General features: G+C 52.1%; 10 protein-coding genes and 4 pseudogenes. 3 read left to right on the top strand and 11 right to left on the bottom strand.

Features of this window, described 5'->3' with window-relative positions:
- Nucleotides 1-90: 90 nt before the first annotated feature.
- On the bottom strand, nt 91-855 hold the full coding sequence (ybfF, locus tag ABZJ92_RS02030) for an esterase (RefSeq protein WP_000773301.1): 765 nt from the start codon (nt 853-855) through the stop codon (nt 91-93).
- 184 nt (nt 856-1,039) lie between these two features.
- On the opposite strand from ybfF, the gene seqA reads away from it, so the two are divergent.
- Together seqA and pgm are read left to right on the top strand one after the other, a co-directional pair.
- Nucleotides 1,040-1,585 (top strand): replication initiation negative regulator SeqA, encoded by a 546-nt coding sequence (seqA, locus tag ABZJ92_RS02035; protein ID WP_000848387.1) that lies wholly within the window; start codon nt 1,040-1,042, stop codon nt 1,583-1,585.
- A gap of 25 nt (nt 1,586-1,610) precedes the next feature.
- The gene (pgm, locus tag ABZJ92_RS02040; RefSeq protein WP_005049438.1) at nt 1,611-3,251 is read left to right on the top strand and encodes a phosphoglucomutase (alpha-D-glucose-1,6-bisphosphate-dependent); all 1,641 of its coding nucleotides are present in this window, start codon (nt 1,611-1,613) and stop codon (nt 3,249-3,251) included.
- A gap of 55 nt (nt 3,252-3,306) precedes the next feature.
- Here pgm and potE read toward each other — a convergent pair whose 3' ends face one another.
- The 10 genes and pseudogenes from potE to kdpF all read right to left on the bottom strand — a co-directional run bounded on the left by potE (nt 3,307) and on the right by kdpF (nt 15,278).
- Nucleotides 3,307-4,626, bottom strand: coding sequence for a putrescine-ornithine antiporter (gene potE, locus ABZJ92_RS02045; protein WP_000075816.1), 1,320 nt, complete (start codon nt 4,624-4,626; stop codon nt 3,307-3,309).
- Nucleotides 4,623-6,820: pseudogene (speF, locus tag ABZJ92_RS02050) on the bottom strand (ornithine decarboxylase SpeF). Before speF ends, potE begins: the two are co-directional and overlap by 4 nt.
- A 310-nt stretch (nt 6,821-7,130) precedes the next feature.
- On the bottom strand, nt 7,131-7,235 hold the full coding sequence (gene speFL / locus ABZJ92_RS02055; RefSeq protein WP_001312672.1) for a leader peptide SpeFL: 105 nt from the start codon (nt 7,233-7,235) through the stop codon (nt 7,131-7,133).
- Complete coding sequence (locus ABZJ92_RS02060) at nt 7,214-7,348, bottom strand: hypothetical protein (protein ID WP_005049430.1); 135 nt, start codon at nt 7,346-7,348, stop codon at nt 7,214-7,216. The genes speFL and ABZJ92_RS02060 overlap by 22 nt, the downstream gene beginning before the upstream one ends.
- A gap of 161 nt (nt 7,349-7,509) precedes the next feature.
- Nucleotides 7,510-8,195: pseudogene (gene kdpE / locus ABZJ92_RS02065) on the bottom strand (two-component system response regulator KdpE).
- Nucleotides 8,192-10,872: pseudogene (gene kdpD, locus ABZJ92_RS02070) on the bottom strand (two-component system sensor histidine kinase KdpD). The pseudogenes kdpE and kdpD overlap by 4 nt, the downstream one beginning before the upstream one ends.
- A complete protein-coding gene (gene kdpC / locus ABZJ92_RS02075) occupies nt 10,865-11,437 on the bottom strand; it encodes a K(+)-transporting ATPase subunit C (protein WP_000016100.1) in 573 nt (190 codons plus the stop codon). Before kdpC ends, kdpD begins: the two are co-directional and overlap by 8 nt.
- Before the next feature lie 8 nt (nt 11,438-11,445).
- Nucleotides 11,446-13,493, bottom strand: a pseudogene (gene kdpB, locus ABZJ92_RS02080) (potassium-transporting ATPase subunit KdpB).
- A 22-nt stretch (nt 13,494-13,515) separates the two neighbouring features.
- Nucleotides 13,516-15,189 (bottom strand): potassium-transporting ATPase subunit KdpA, encoded by a 1,674-nt coding sequence (gene kdpA, locus ABZJ92_RS02085; protein WP_000730110.1) that lies wholly within the window; start codon nt 15,187-15,189, stop codon nt 13,516-13,518.
- Nucleotides 15,189-15,278: a K(+)-transporting ATPase subunit F gene (gene kdpF / locus ABZJ92_RS02090; protein WP_001365534.1), complete on the bottom strand. Its 90-nt coding sequence runs from the start codon at nt 15,276-15,278 to the stop codon at nt 15,189-15,191. The genes kdpA and kdpF overlap by 1 nt, the downstream gene beginning before the upstream one ends.
- A gap of 312 nt (nt 15,279-15,590) precedes the next feature.
- Here kdpF and ABZJ92_RS02095 point away from each other — a divergent pair, with 312 nt between their 5' ends.
- Entirely contained in the window at nt 15,591-15,797 is a 207-nt protein-coding gene (locus tag ABZJ92_RS02095; RefSeq protein WP_000424924.1) for a YbfA family protein, read from the top strand.
- The last annotated feature ends 514 nt before the right edge of the window (nt 15,798-16,311 follow it).

The following is a 16,311-nucleotide window of genomic DNA, read 5'->3' on the forward strand; positions in this document are numbered from 1 at the left end:
GATAGCGCGCCATAATACATCAGCGCGATGAGTCACGCCAACGCCCACGCGCGGAAAGCGACGCGGACGCTGGGTTTTTAATCAGTTGCGTTAATCATTGAGATAGCGACGGATAGCGCGTAATACCGCATCCGGTTTTTCAGCATGGACCCAGTGACCCGCGCCTGCAATCACATGCGCCCGTGCCTGTGGAAATTGTGCCAGTAAATCATCACGGTACTGCTCGCTAACATACGGAGAATTGCCGCCAGGGATAAACAGGGCAGGGTGATCCCATGCCGGGATTTTCTCCCAACCCACAATATGCGGATACTGATCCCACAATACCGGCACGTTAAAGCGCCACTCCCCGTCAACAAAAGATTTCAACAGAAACTGAATCACCCCTTCTTCATTAAGATGCTGGCGCATTATTGCTGCTGCTTGCTGGCGAGTTTGTGCGTCCGATTCACTGACCGCGTTGATAGCTGCGAAAATCTCATCATGACGGCGTACGTGATAGTCGACCGGTGCGATATCGATCGCCACCAGTTTATCGATGCGATCGGGGGCCAGTGCAGTAAGTGCCATTACCGCTTTACCGCCCATGGAGTGACCGATAAATGTTGCTTTGTCGATCTGCAGTGCATCCAGGGTATCAACAAGATCCTGCGCCATCGCCGGGTAATTCATTACCGGCTCTCTCGGTGAAAGACCGTGGTTACGCATATCAACCTGGATGATATTGTGATCGTTTACCAGATCGCGAGCCAGTACGCCAAGGTTGTCGAGGCTACCAAACAGACCATGGACAAGAACGATGGGAGAATTATTGTGCTGGTTTTGTGCAGTTTGCGCGCGGATATTTAATTTCATGGCAAAGTTCTTTTTTTCGCGTTGTCGGGTTAGGGTATTATGTTGACCATTGTGCCACAGGGCTGCAACAAATAAGGTTTATTCCGAGTTTTTCTGCAAGCCAGGCTTGACGCTATCCGCTGCCGGGATTTATTCATATACTCTTGGCGACTTGTATTCAGCTAAGACACTGCACTGGATTAAGATGAAAACGATTGAAGTTGATGATGAACTCTACAGCTATATTGCCAGCCACACTAAGCATATCGGCGAGAGCGCATCCGACATTTTACGGCGTATGTTGAAATTTTCCGCCGCATCACAGCCTGCTGCTCCGGTGACGAAAGAGGTTCGCGTTGCGTCACCTGCTATCGTCGAAGCGAAGCCGGTCAAAACGATTAAAGACAAGGTTCGCGCAATGCGTGAACTTCTGCTTTCGGACGAATACGCAGAGCAAAAGCGAGCGGTCAATCGCTTTATGCTGCTGTTGTCTACACTATATTCTCTTGACGCCCAGGCGTTTGCCGAAGCAACGGAATCGTTGCACGGTCGTACACGCGTGTACTTTGCGGCAGATGAACAAACGCTGCTGAAAAATGGTAATCAGACCAAGCCGAAACATGTGCCAGGCACGCCGTATTGGGTGATCACCAACACCAACACCGGCCGTAAATGCAGCATGATCGAACACATCATGCAGTCGATGCAATTCCCGGCGGAATTGATTGAGAAGGTTTGCGGAACTATCTAAAACGTTGCAGACAAAGGACAAAGCAATGGCAATCCACAATCGTGCAGGCCAACCTGCACAACAGAGTGATTTGATTAACGTCGCCCAACTGACGGCGCAATATTATGTACTGAAACCAGAAGCAGGGAATGCGGAGCACGCGGTGAAATTCGGTACTTCCGGTCACCGTGGCAGTGCAGCGCGCCACAGTTTTAACGAGCCGCACATTCTGGCGATCGCTCAGGCAATTGCTGAAGAACGTGCGAAAAACGGCATCACTGGCCCTTGCTATGTGGGTAAAGATACTCACGCCCTGTCCGAGCCTGCGTTCATTTCCGTACTGGAAGTGCTGGCAGCGAACGGCGTTGATGTCATTGTGCAGGAAAACAATGGCTTCACTCCGACGCCTGCCGTTTCCAATGCCATCCTGGTTCACAATAAAAAAGGTGGCCCGCTGGCAGACGGTATCGTGATTACACCGTCCCATAACCCGCCGGAAGATGGTGGTATCAAGTACAATCCGCCAAATGGTGGCCCGGCTGATACTAACGTCACCAAAGTGGTGGAAGACAAGGCCAACGCACTGATGGCCGATGGCCTGAAAGGCGTGAAGCGTATCTCCCTCGACGAAGCGATGGCATCCGGCTATGTGAAAGAGCAGGATCTGGTGCAGCCGTTCGTGGAAGGGCTGGCCGATATCGTTGATATGGCGGCGATTCAGAAAGCGGGCCTGACGCTGGGCGTTGATCCGTTGGGCGGTTCCGGTATCGAATACTGGAAGCGCATTGGCGAGTATTACAACCTCAACCTGACCATCGTTAACGATCAGGTCGATCAAACCTTCCGCTTTATGCACCTCGATAAAGACGGTGCGATCCGTATGGACTGCTCCTCCGAGTGTGCGATGGCGGGTCTGCTGGCACTGCGTGATAAGTTCGATCTGGCGTTTGCTAACGACCCGGATTATGACCGTCACGGTATCGTCACTCCGGCAGGTTTGATGAATCCGAACCACTACCTGGCGGTGGCGATCAACTACCTGTTCCAGCATCGTCCGCAGTGGGGCAAAGATGTTGCTGTCGGTAAAACGCTGGTTTCTTCTGCGATGATCGACCGTGTGGTCAATGACTTGGGCCGTAAGCTGGTAGAAGTACCGGTAGGTTTCAAATGGTTTGTTGATGGTCTGTTCGACGGCAGCTTCGGCTTTGGCGGCGAAGAGAGCGCAGGGGCTTCCTTCCTGCGTTTCGACGGCACGCCGTGGTCCACCGACAAAGACGGCATCATTATGTGTCTGCTGGCGGCGGAAATCACCGCTGTCACCGGTAAGAACCCGCAGGAACACTACAACGAACTGGCAAAACGCTTTGGTGCGCCGAGCTACAACCGTTTGCAGGCAGCTGCGACTTCCGCACAAAAAGCGGCGCTGTCTAAGCTGTCTCCGGAAATGGTGAGCGCCAGCACCCTGGCAGGTGACCCGATCACCGCGCGCCTGACTGCTGCTCCGGGCAACGGTGCTTCTATTGGCGGTCTGAAAGTGATGACTGACAACGGCTGGTTCGCCGCGCGTCCGTCAGGCACGGAAGACGCATATAAGATCTACTGCGAAAGCTTCCTCGGTGAAGAACATCGCAAGCAGATTGAGAAAGAAGCGGTTGAGATTGTTAGCGAAGTTCTGAAAAACGCGTAAACACATTTAATAAAAAAAGAGCGGTCGCAAGATCGCCCTTTTTTACTTTGCTTTTTTAACCGTGTTTATTTTTCAGTTCAAAGCGTGGTGATACCAGACCATACAGTGTCCAACCAAGGAAGGTCACGATGGAACCGTACAGCATGGCTTCTTCCCCGGATGAGTACAGCGCATAAAAGCTATACATCGCGCCAACAAAAGCAACAAAGTTTGCAACTTTCGCTTTTGAGGGGGGCACATTAGCGACCTTCTGAATAATGACTAATGCCGCCATTGACAGAATATACGGAATGATATTGGTCACCACGGCCAGGTTAACCAGCACGTTGAACTGACTGTTTAGCGACGGGCTAATCGTCATCAGCGCCAACCCGCTCTGGATAATCACAATGGTCAACATTCCCTGCACCGGTGCATCCACTTTGGTTACACGGGAGAAAATTTTAGGGAAGTAGCCTTCATCAGATGAAGATTTAAACACCTGGGCAATGGTGAACTGCCAGCCAAGCAGCGAACCGCAGCAGGACATCACCATCAGCGCCATAATGACTTTACCCACTTCTGGTGTAAACATCTGTGCGAAGGCCAGGCCAAATGGTGCCGTTGAATTTGCCAGCTCCATATTAGGCACAATCCCTGCAATCACGTTGGTGGAGACGATATAAATCACCGCCGCACCTAACGTACCGCCGAGTACCGCGATTGGCACATTACGTTCCGGGTTTTCCACTACATCAGTATTCGCACACGCAGACTCCAGACCAAGAAAAGCCCACAGCGTCATAGCGATGGAAGAACCTACTGCACTGAAGAACGGTGCATGATGCGGATTCCAGGAATCAACGTAAAGCGTCGGGCTAAACCAGAACCAGCCGATAATGCACAGGCCTACCACCGGAATAATGCCCCCCCACACGGTAATGCTACTGATTTGCCCGGTAATGCGCGCACCACCAAAGTTAGCCACGGTACAAATCCACAGCACCCCGATGGTCGCAAGACCAATCTGCACTGGCGACAAACTCGCGCCGAGCAGTTCGGTGCCGTAACCAACCGCCGAAATAGCAATCGCGACGTTAGCAATCAGCAGTGAGACGCCGTAGGTATAGTTCGCAATAAAGTTACCGGATTTACCGAAAGCATACTCGGCATAACCGCCCATACCACCTGATTTACGGCTGAACATACCGCATTTTGCGAATGCCCATGCCAGTGCCATTGAGCCTACGGCTGTCACCAGCCAGGAGATAATTGAAATTGTCCCAACTTCGGCAAGCTTTGTCGGCAGCATGATGATACCGGAGCCCATCATGTTGACCATCGTCAGTATGGTTAACTGAACGACGCCCATTTTGTTCGATTTAGCCTGACTCATAATTTTTCCCCTTTCAACAGGGTGCTTTGCGCATCACGAGGCTTGATGACATAGCACCAAACTTGCTTACGACCATCATGTTCTTCGATATAGACACCCTGCAGCTCCGGTGCAAAACCTGGCAGCAGGTTGATCCCTTCTTCCAGAGCGCTGAAGTAACGCAAAACAGCACCACCCCAGATTTCACCCGGAACAACACACAGCACACCCGGAGGATAAGGAAGCGCCCCTTCGGCAGCGATACGACCTTCGGCATCCGGTAGACGAACCAGCTCCACTTCACCGCGTAAATAGGCGTAGTTGGCTTCTTGCGGATTCATGCTGACGTGTGGGAAGTGCGCTTTGCGGAACATCTCTTTTTGCAGTTGTTTCACGTTGTGGCGGGCATACAAATCATGCATTTCCTGGCACAACTGACGCAGGGTATAACCGGCGTAGCGCTCTTCATGCTGTTTGTAGATGGAAGGCAGCACTTCTGCTAATGGCGCGTCGGACTCAAGCAGTTTTTCGAAGCGTACCAGCAGGGCACAAGTTGCTGAAGTTTGGCCATATCTTCTGCCGGAGTCAGCAGGAAGAGGATGGCGTTAAGATCGCATTTTTCCGGCACTACGCCATTTTCGCGCAGGAAGTTAGCAAGAATCGTCGCGGGTACACCGAACGCTTCATATTCGCCGTTACGTGCATCAATACCTGGGGTTGTCAGCAACAGTTTGCAAGGATCGACAAAGTATTGATTCTCTGCATAGCCTTCAAAAGAATGCCAGTGTTCCCCTGGTACAAACTGGAAGAAGCGCAGATCAACCGCAATTTGCGCTGTTTCATACGACTGCCAGGGTTTACCATCCACCAGTTCAGGTACGAACGGACGAATATGCTGACAGTTATCGAGGATCAGTTTGCGGGCATTAATGCCATTTACCACACAATCCATCCACATATTACGACCGCTGACACCTTCATGCATTTTGGCGTTGATATCCAGTGCGGCAAACAGCGGATAGAACGGGCTGGTGGAGGCGTGCATCATAAAGGCGTTGTTCATGCGTTTGTGCGGTACATAACGCTGTTGCCCTTTGATGTGGCTGTCTTTTTTATGGATTTGTGAAGTTTGAGAAAAACCAGCCTGCTGTTTATGTACGGATTGCGTAACTAGAATACCCGGATCGTTCTCATTAAGATCCAGCAACAGCGGCGAACAGTCAGCCATCATCGGGATAAATTGCTCATAGCCAACCCATGCGGAGTCAAACAGAATGTAGTCACACAGATGACCAATTTTATCCACCACCTGGCGGGCGTTATAAATCGTACCGTCGTAGGTGCCTAACTGAATCACAGCGAGGCGGAAAGGACGAGCCTCTTTTGCCCGCTGCGGTGCGACTTCCGCGATCAGCTCACGCAGGTAACTTTCTTCAAAACAGTGCGCATCAATGCCACCGATAAAGCCATACGGGTTACGTGCCGTTTCCAGATAAACCGGTGTTGCACCAGCCTGTAGCAACGCTCCGTGGTGGTTAGATTTGTGGTTATTGCGATCAAACAGCACCAGATCACCCGGTGTTAGCAGGGCGTTTAAAACCACTTTGTTAGAAGATGAAGTGCCATTTAGAACGAAGTATGTTTTATCGGCATTAAACACTTTTGCCGCATGTTGCTGTGCAATGCATGGCGCGCCTTCGTGAATCAGCAGATCGCCCATTGCTACGTCTGCGTTGCATAAGTCGGAACGGAACAGCGTTTCTCCGAAGTACTCCACGAACTGATTCCCTGCCGGATGACGACGGAAAAACTCACCTCCCTGATGACCCGGGCAGTCAAAAGCGCTATTGCCCTGATTGACATAATCGACCAGTGCGCGGAAGAAGGGCGGGCGCAGTTGCGTTTCATAATGGCTAGCAGCGGTTTCTAACTGACGTCCATAAAACTCTTTCCGTGATTCGCAATGCTCGAAGACACCAGAAATACGTGGCAGATATTCTGCTGGTACACGTTCTTCATTTTCCGTTGCAATAAAAACAGGAATGCCATAGCCAGTAGCGTCTATTTTATCGAGTTTTCCACGTTCAACATCATTGACTGATAAAATAATGGCGGCAACGTCAATATAATTACTTTCGTCAATATTCACGCATGCACGATGAGTGGAAAAACAATCCGGGCAAGAACGGCTAACGGCAATTTTTAATTCTGACATTTTATTCATCTCTTTATTTCAGGTAATAGCAGGTCCTCAATTTCTCAAAGGAGAAATCGATCACGTCGGAAAAAAAGCAAAGCTCCACCGCTGATAAATAAATCAGTAGTTTGCTTTTTGCAGATGCAATAACCCAGACCAGCCCGGTAACTGGCTATACTCGTCATACCTCAAGTTGCAAGTGCTGCGACTCGAATTATTTAGAGTTTAAAAGGGTTAGCAGTATATGAGCACCGAGGAATACAGGTATTAACCTGTAATGCTTAAAGTCAGGGAGACCTGTACGTTGGGGTGCCCTTTAGTCAGAAGACTAGCGGGCATTAAAGAAATGAAAGTCAAAACTATTACGATGGGCAAACTTCATGATATGGGTTGTCCGCCTTATATGAGGCATTAAGCGGTTATTATTTTCCATTTACCTTTACCGCTTGCTGTGTCAGTTGAAGGTAGAGTTATTCTATCCATGAAATGGCTATAATCTGTGAAGAAGATCAACAAAAAACGATCATACCCCAGATAATAAATCATTAATTATGAATATCGCCATATTAGATGCTGTTTTGTTACTTAAATGTTGTAATTTCGTGTTTTATATTTGCGTTAAGAAATTAAACCTGCCAAATAATAATATTCGGCGCAGGTTTAATAATAAATTAATCACTATTTAAGCGAATTTATTGAATAACAATTCAAAGCATAAACCGATACCCAATACCGGTTTCAGTAATGAAGTGGCGAGGCCGGGCCGGATCCTGTTCCAGTTTTTGTCGCAGATGTCCCATATAAATACGCAAATAGTGACTGTGTTCGACCGCGTTTGGCCCCCACACCTGGTTAAGGAGCTGGCGCTGGGTGAGTACTTTTCCGGCATTGTTGAGCAGCACCGCCAGCAGGCGGAACTCAATTGGTGTGAGATGCACCTCTTCCTCACCCCGGTGAATCACGCGGGCGGCTAAATCGACGGTAACACCGGAAAATTTCACCAGCGGATCGGGCGCGGCGGTGGCGGAGTGGCGGAGTGGCGGCGTAAAGCGACGCGCAGACGGGCCTGCAATTCGCCAATACCAAACGGCTTACTCAGATAATCATCCGCTCCGGCATCCAGCGCGGCGATCTTGTCGCTCTCTTCGCTGCGTGCGGAAAGCACAATCACCGGCACCGGGCTCCACTGGCGCAGGTCGCGGATAAACTCAATCCCATCACCATCGGGCAGGCCGAGATCGAGAATAATCAAATCTGGCTTACGGGTTGCCGCTTCCAGCAAGCCGCGTTGCAGAGTTTCGGCCTCAAAGACGCGCATCCCGTCGCCCTCCAGCGCCGTGCGCAGAAAGCGACGAATAGCCTGTTCATCTTCAACAATCAGAACGTTTGTCACATATCCTCATGAAAGTCTTCAAGTTCAGGAGCGGTTTGCTGGGGAAGTGTAACACGAAAACAGGCACCACCTTCCGGTCGGTTGAACGCGGTAATGGTGCCGCCGTGTACATCCACAATCGCCCGACAAATTGCCAACCCAAGCCCGACACCCGGCACCGCCGACTCTTTATTCCCGCGAGCAAACTTATCAAATATCGTCTGCTCCTGGCCTGGCGGAAGACCGGGGCCGTTATCCCAGACATCCAGTTGTAGATTTTCGCCCTCAACGTGGGCATCGATACCAATTTCGGCCTGCGCACCCGCATATTTCACCGCGTTCTCCAGCAGATTAATCAGCACCCGTTCAAAGAGTGGCCCGTCAACGTGGATTAAGGTCAGCGGTTCTGGCAGAGAAAGATTGATGGGCGACGATAAACCCGGTTCCGGCATTTGCAGCGCGCTGCCGACTACTTCTTCCAGCGTTAACCACTCTTTCTTCAAATTAAAGCCGCCGGACTGAATTCGCGCCATATCCAGTAGATTATTCACCAGTCGGGTAGTGTTCAGCACATGCTGACGAATCTCGCTGGCCTGGCGGGCGTGGGGTGATCCTTCGCTTGCCAGATCGAGCGTTAAGATTTCTGCCTGACCAAACAGCACCGTAAGCGGCGTGCGTAAATCATGCGAAAGCGCTGCCAGCAGGGCGTTGCGGATCTGTTCACGTTCGCTTGCCATCCGCGCCTGTTCTTCGCTGGCGGTTAGCGTCAGCCGCTCAAGGGCATTGGCGACTAACAGCGTAAAAGTCTCCAGCAGGCGCTGCTGTTCCGGGATCATCAACTGGCGCAGATTCCCCGGCTCCACCACCACCAGCCCGTAGGTTTTCTCGCCGCTTTTTAGCGGCAAAATCTGGTACGGTACACCGGGTAACGTGTCGGTGCCCGCGCCCGCAGGCAGGCCTTTATCAAAACTCCACTGCGCGATGGCATCGTCCCATGGCGTAATTCCTTGCGGATGTGTTAACGGCTGCAATTTACCGTTGTCATCGGGCAACAACACCTGACTGCGGGCATGAAACGTGGAGGCAATAAATTGTTCGCTGGTGGCGGCGATGTCCTGCGGACTGCGGCCCACCGCCAGAGCTTTCGACATTTCATATAAGTGCCGTGTGCGTTGCTCGCGGTAACGGGCTACCCGCGCCTGATAACGCACACCAGCAGTAAGGTTCCCGATCACCAGCCCGACGGTTAACATCACCGCGAAGGTCAGCAGATATTGCACATCAGAGACGGCGAGCGTGCCGCGTGGGGCGATAAAAAAGAGATCGAAACTCACCACATTAATGACGGTGGCAACCACCGAAGGCCAGCGTCCATAAAATAGCGCCACCACCACGCCAAGCAGATACAGCATCACCAGGTTGGCGGCATCAAACGCCATCAGCCACTGCATGGCAATTAAGGTGATAACGGCGCATAACGCGGCGGCAACCACGCATCCCTGAATCTGTACCCGCCACTTGTCTTTAAATGAGCGGCTATCCGGCGCGTTGTTAATCGTGCGGGCGGGTGGTTCATCAAGCGCGACCAGCACCTGATCGAGATCGGGGGCGATGCGCGCCAGTCGGTCAGCAAATGTTTCCCGACGCCACCAGCGGCGCGAGGCTGGGCGACCGAGAATAATCTTGCCGAGATTATGTTCACGGGCATAACGCACTACCGCTTTCTCTTCCGCTGGATCAGAAAGTGTTGCCGTCTCCGCGCCCAGCTCCTGCGCCAGACGTAAGGCGCTGAGAATTGCCCGACGTTTTTTCTCCGGTAAGCGATGCAGGGCAGGGGTTTCAACATACACCGCGTGCCAGACGCTCCCCAGCCGTGACGTCAGCCGCGCCGCCGCGCGGACCAGTTTTCGCTGCCGGTGTTATGGCCGATGCATAAAAGGATCGCGTCGCGCGTGTGCCAGACTTTCTCTTCGCCAGGATGCCCCCGCCAGGCGCGCATTTGCTCATCAACGCGATCGGCAGTACGGCGCAGTGCCAGTTCGCGCAGGGCGATCAGATTGCCTTTGCGGAAAAAATGTTCAATGGCGCGCTCCGCCTGCCCGGCAATATAGACTTTGCCTTCTTTCAGCCGCTGGCGCAGATCGTCCGGGGGCAAGTCCACCAGCACCACGTCGTCGGCGGCATCGAAAAAAGGATCGGGCACGGTTTCCCGTACCTGAATTCCGGTGACGCCGCTGACCACATCATTCAGACTTTCCAGATGCTGAACGTTGACGGTTGTGAAAACATCAATGCCAGCTTCCAGCAGTTCTTCGATATCCTGCCAGCGTTTAGGATGACGAGAACCTGGCGCATTACTGTGCGCCAGTTCGTCCATTAAGATCAGCGCCGGACGGCGGGCGAGGGCGGCATCGAGATCAAACTCGCTGATATGCCGCCCACGGTACGCCTGGCGTTTCAGAGGCAGAACAGCCAGCCCTTCAAGCATGGCGGCGGTATCTTTCCGCCCATGGGTTTCTACCACACCAACCACAATATCCAGCCCTTGCGCCCGCAGTCGCTGGGCTTCTGCCAGCATCGCCCAGGTCTTCCCGACGCCTGCACAGGCACTGAAGAAAACTTTCAGCTTCCCCCGATGCGGCGCGGCAGTTTGTTCCAGCAGACGGTCGGGGTCGGGACGTAAGGGTTCGTTATTCATCAAGCTTATCCAGTGCCAGATTGAGTTCGACAATGTTGACGACCGGCTGGCCGATATATTTCACCAGCGGTTGTTGGCTGTATTTTGCGATCAGCTGCGTGAGCTGTTCAACGCTGAGATTACGCGCTTTTGCGATGCGTGGGATCTGCCAGGCCGCCGCTTGCGGGGTGATGTTATTGTCCAGTCCGCTTGCCGACGCCGTCACCAGTTCAACCGGAACGTTCGTGCTGGCGTCCGGGTTAGCGGCCCGTAATGCGGCAACGCGTGCGGCTATCTGTTTATCCAGCTCCGGGTTACTGACTGCCAGATTGCTCCCGCCAGAAGCCTGTGGATTATAGGGCATTTCTGCTGTTGCCGACGGGCGACCATGAAAATAGCCGTTGCCGGTAAAATTTTGCCCGATTAATGCCGAACCGCGCACCGTATCACCTTCACGAATCAACGAACCGTTGGCCTGCCAGGGATACCACCATTGCCCCAGTGCGGTGGTCAGCAGCGGGTAAACGCCGCCAGTAATCAATAACAGAAAGAGAAATGTCGATAATGCCGGACGTAATCCACTCATGGTAAACCTCACACCAGACTACAAACGGTTAGCAGTAAATCAATGACTTTGATACCAATAAACGGCACCAGCAGCCCACCCAGACCGTAAATCCATAAGTTACGGCGCAACATGGCAGAAGCGGTAAGCGGTTTATAACTCACGCCTTTTAACGCCAGAGGAATCAAAAAGACGATAATCAAGGCGTTGAAAATGACCGCACTGAGAATGGCGGAGTCGGGCGAATGCAGGCGCATGATGTTCAGCGCATTTAACTGCGGATATGTTGCCGCGAACGCCGCCGGAATAATGGCGAAGTATTTCGCCACATCGTTGGCAATGCTGAAGGTGGTCAGCGAGCCACGGGTCATCAGCATCTGTTTGCCAATGTGCACCACCTCGATCAACTTGGTCGGGTTAGAGTCGAGATCCACCATATTGCCCGCCTCTTTAGCCGCCTGGGTGCCGGAGTTCATCGCCACCGCGACATCTGCCTGCGCCAGCGCCGTAGCATCGTTGGTGCTGTCGCCGGTCATCGCTACCAAACGACCTTCCGCCTGATACTGACGGATCAATGCCAGCTTGGCCTCCGGTGTCGCTTCGGCGAGAAAATCATCGACACCCGCTTCCGCAGCTATCGCGGCGGCAGTCAGACGGTTATCGCCGGTAATCATCACCGTTTTAATGCCCATTTGCGCAGCTGGGCGAAGCGCTCTTTAATACCGCCTTTGACGATATCTTTCAGCGCAATAACGCCCAGCACACGAGAACCTTCCACCACCACCAGCAGCGTGGCTCCTTGACGCGCAACCTGATCGACTTTTTGATCAACATCGGCAGGGAAGTGACCGCCGTTAGCCTCAATATGGCGGCGAATGGCATCGACAGAACCTTTACGGATCATGCGGTTGTCGATGTTGATCCCGCTCATCCGGCTTTGCGCAGTAAACGGTACAAAGGTGGCATGGAGCGACTGCACATCGCGCTCGCGCAGGTTAAAACGTTGCTTGGCGAGGATCACAATACTGCGACCTTCCGGCGTTTCATCAGCCAGCGAAGCCAGTTGTGCGGCGTCAGCCAGCGTTTTTTCATCCACGCCCTGCGCGGGGATAAACTCCGACGCCTGACGGTTACCGAGTGTGATGGTGCCGGTTTTATCCAGTAGCAGAACGTCAACGTCACCTGCCGCTTCAACTGCACGTCCGCTGGTGGCAATCACATTCGCGCCCAGCATCCGACTCATCCCGGCGACGCCGATCGCTGACAACAGGCCACCAATAGTGGTTGGGATCAGACAGACCAGCAGCGCCACCAGTACCGTTACACTCACGGCATTACCGCCCCACGCGGAAAACGGCCACAGCGTGGCGGTTGCCAGTAAAAAGACGATGGTCAGAGCAATCAGCAGGATAGTCAGGGCAATCTCGTTCGGTGTTTTGCGTCGCTGTGCGCCTTCCACCATCGCGATCATCCGATCCAGAAATGCCTCACCGGGGTTAACGCTACACTCAATCACCAGCCAGTCAGAAAGAATACGCGTGCCGCCGGTAACGGAGGCAAAATCGCCGCCGGATTCACGGATCACCGGTGCCGATTCCCCGGTGATGGCGCTTTCATCGACCGATGCGCCGCCTTCAATGACTTCACCATCGCAGGGGATAATATCGCCAGCTTCTACCAGCACGATGTCACCTTTACGCAGTTGATCGGCAGGAACTTTGTCCGCCGCAGCGCCATATTTCGGCTCACGCAGCTTGCGGGCAAAGGCAGTTTTTTTCACCCCTTTAAGACTGTTGGCCTGCGCTTTACTGCGGCCTTCTGCCAGCGCCTCGGCGAAATTAGCGAACAGTACGGTGACCCACAGCCAGCCGCTAATTGCCGCGCTAAACAGCGCATTGCCAGGCATCGCACCGCTTGCCATCGCGATGCTAATACAGGTGGTCAGCAGACTGCCGATCCAGACGATAAACATCACCGGATTGCGCCATTGCGCCTGCGGGTTTAATTTTTTCACCGCTTCTTTCAGCGCCTGAACGACAAGTGTTGGTTCGAATAGCGCCAGTTGTTTACGACTCATATTCAGTGCTCACTCAATATCATCAGGAGAGATATTCCGCCACCGGACCAAGCGCCAGGGCAGGGATAAAGGTCAGTGCGCCAACCAGCAACACGGTGCCGATTAACAGGCCAACAAACAGCGGGCCGTGCGTTGGCAGCGTGCCGGAGCTGGCGGGTTGGCTCTTTTTACTCACCAGCGAACCGGCAATTGCCATCACCGGGATAATCACCCCGAAGCGACCGACAAACATGCAGAACGCCAGTAAACAGTTCCAGAACGGAGAGTTGGCGCTTAATCCGGCAAAGGCGCTGCCGTTGTTGTTAGCGGCGGACGACACGGCGTACAGCACTTCGCTAAAACCATGCGGGCTAGGGTTAAGCATGGCGCTACGTCCGGCGTCGGTCATCATCGCCAACGCCGCGCCCATCAGTACCAGTGTTGGAGTAACCAGAATCGCCAGTGCAGTCAGTTTCATCTCGCGTACGTCTATTTTTTTACCCAGATATTCCGGTGTACGACCAATCATCAGCCCGGCAATAAACACCGCCAGCAGGACAAACAGCATCATGCCGTAAAGACCAGAACCGACACCGCCGAACACCACTTCACCAATTTGCATTAGCCACATCGGCACCATGCCGCCGAGAGCGGTAAACGAATCATGCATCGCAATCACCGCGCCACAGGACGCCGCCGTAGTCACGACCGCAAACAGGCTACTGACCAGCACGCCGAAACGGCTCTCTTTACCTTCCATATTGATGCTGCTGTCTGCGCCGAGCGCCAGCAGATGAGGATTACCCTGAACTTCTGCCCACATAACCACGCCTACGCAGATGACAAAAATCACTGACATCGCCCACAGCAACATGCGCCCCTGGCGGCGATCGCCCGTCACTTCACCAAAGGCAAAGCACAGCGCTGTTGGGATCAAGAAGATCGCCAGCATCTGCACGAAGTTGGTCAGTGCGGTTGGGTTTTCAAACGGATGCGACGAGTTGGCATTAAAGAAGCCACCGCCGTTAGTACCGAGCATCTTGATCGCTTCCTGAGAAGCTACTGGTCCCATGGGTAACAGCTGTTGCGCTCCTTCAACGGTATTCACTGCCTGATAGGGCAGAAAGTTTTGCTGCGCACCTTGTTGAATAAAAAACAGTGCGATCAACAACGCCACAGGGACTAGCACCCATAACGTGATGCGTAGCAGATCGACCCAGGCATTCCCGAGTGTGCTCATGCTCTGGCGAGTAAACGCACGGATGAAGGCAAAAATCACCGCAATCCCGCTGGCGGCAGAAAGAAAGTTTTGTACCGTTAAGCCTGCCATCTGGCTGAAATAGCTCAACGTGGTTTCACCGCTATAAGATTGCCAGTTGGTATTCGTGACAAAGCTGACGGCGGTATTCAGCGCCAGATCCCACGACAGCCCCGGCAACTGCTGTGGATTAAGCGGCAGATAGTGCTGACCGAGCAACATAAAAAACAGCACCGCCAGCCCCAGCATGTTCAGGCCGAGAATGGCACAAAGATATTGCTTCCAGTTCATCTCATGGTCAGAGACGCCAGGTAAACGAAAGAGTATACGTTCAACGCCCGCTGTACCTGGAAGAGGAATGTCATTAATCAGCCGCGCCAGCCCGCTGCCTAAAGGACGCGCCAGCACCATTAATACCAGTAAAAACGTGGCAATCAGTAAGAACCCTTGCGCAGCCATCAGAACGCCTCCGCATTGATCAGGGCATAAACCAAATAGCCCAGTAATAAAAACACCAGCAACACGCCGGCTATCACGCCTGCACTCACAGTGCACCTCCAGTGGCCTAAAAGTGATACCGGAAGAGTAGAATTCTGGCTGCAAAGATTTCGCAAAAATCTGCGGACGGGGTGTAAAAAAAGTATAAAAATGGCAAAGGCCATGATTTAACTGATGGTTAGTATTAATTTAACTTTTGTGTAATTTAATTACAGTGTGAATGTAAATAAACCATCAATAAGCAAAAATAAGTGGTCGGATGAGTAGTAAAATTACACAAAAGGCGGTACTATTTTCATCAGATAAACAAATTCATTTTTCCGGTGCTATTCACCGGGTAGATACAAAAGGGGGAGAAAAGTATGGAACTCTACAGAGAATATCCTGCATGGCTTATCTTTTTACGCCGTACATATGCGGTTGCAGCGGGCGTTCTGGCGCTGCCTTTCATGCTTTTCTGGAAAGACCGCGCCCGCTTTTACAGCTACCTGCACCGCGTCTGGTCGAAAACCAGCGATAAACCGGTGTGGATGGATCAGGCCGAAAAGGCAACCGGTGATTTTTACTGATTGCCTGCGCGCTTAAGCCAGCCTCGTATCAGGGGGCTGGTTTAGGTGTTCAACATCAACGTCTTCCATGATAATTAACATGGAAGACGTTTCCATCGTATTATTCATTTCATCACTGTTTTAGCATCACGTTTCAATAGTATCCTTTCATAGGGCTACCCAGGATGCGGTCACCTTCATTGTCGCTCTAAGCGACTAGATCATCAGAAATCTCCAGTTAGATTGCATACTTCCTTACACACTTTCGTGAAACTTCAGGGTAAGGTGAGAAAGCCGTCATCCCTTTTTCTAATTCCAGCATCTAAATAAATTCCGAATTTTGTTATTAGTATCGCTACCGCAATAAAAACAGATAGTAAAGAGAGTAATATATACTTTATTGATATATTAAGAATAATTAATTGTTAACATATCTAATCCAATAAGATGTTATGTTGTGGTAATGCTGCCAACTTACTGATTTAGTGTATGATGGTGATTTTAAGGTGCTTGCGTGGCTTCCATTTCCATCAGA

This window comes from Shigella sp. FJ200513 (assembly GCF_040495915.1).
GTDB lineage: Bacteria > Pseudomonadota > Gammaproteobacteria > Enterobacterales > Enterobacteriaceae > ECMA0423.

Bases quoted from the DNA above. Each gene is read 5' to 3' on its own strand.
- ybfF (WP_000773301.1), bottom strand. From the start codon at position 855: ATGAAATTAAATATCCGCGCGCAAACTGCACAAAACCAGCACAATAAT.
- seqA (WP_000848387.1), top strand. From the start codon at position 1,040: ATGAAAACGATTGAAGTTGATGATGAACTCTACAGCTATATTGCCAGC.
- pgm (WP_005049438.1), top strand. From the start codon at position 1,611: ATGGCAATCCACAATCGTGCAGGCCAACCTGCACAACAGAGTGATTTG.
- potE (WP_000075816.1), bottom strand. From the start codon at position 4,626: ATGAGTCAGGCTAAATCGAACAAAATGGGCGTCGTTCAGTTAACCATA.
- speFL (WP_001312672.1), bottom strand. From the start codon at position 7,235: ATGGAAAATAATAACCGCTTAATGCCTCATATAAGGCGGACAACCCAT.
- ABZJ92_RS02060 (WP_005049430.1), bottom strand. From the start codon at position 7,348: ATGATTTATTATCTGGGGTATGATCGTTTTTTGTTGATCTTCTTCACA.
- kdpC (WP_000016100.1), bottom strand. From the start codon at position 11,437: ATGAGTGGATTACGTCCGGCATTATCGACATTTCTCTTTCTGTTATTG.
- kdpA (WP_000730110.1), bottom strand. From the start codon at position 15,189: ATGGCTGCGCAAGGGTTCTTACTGATTGCCACGTTTTTACTGGTATTA.
- ABZJ92_RS02095 (WP_000424924.1), top strand. From the start codon at position 15,591: ATGGAACTCTACAGAGAATATCCTGCATGGCTTATCTTTTTACGCCGT.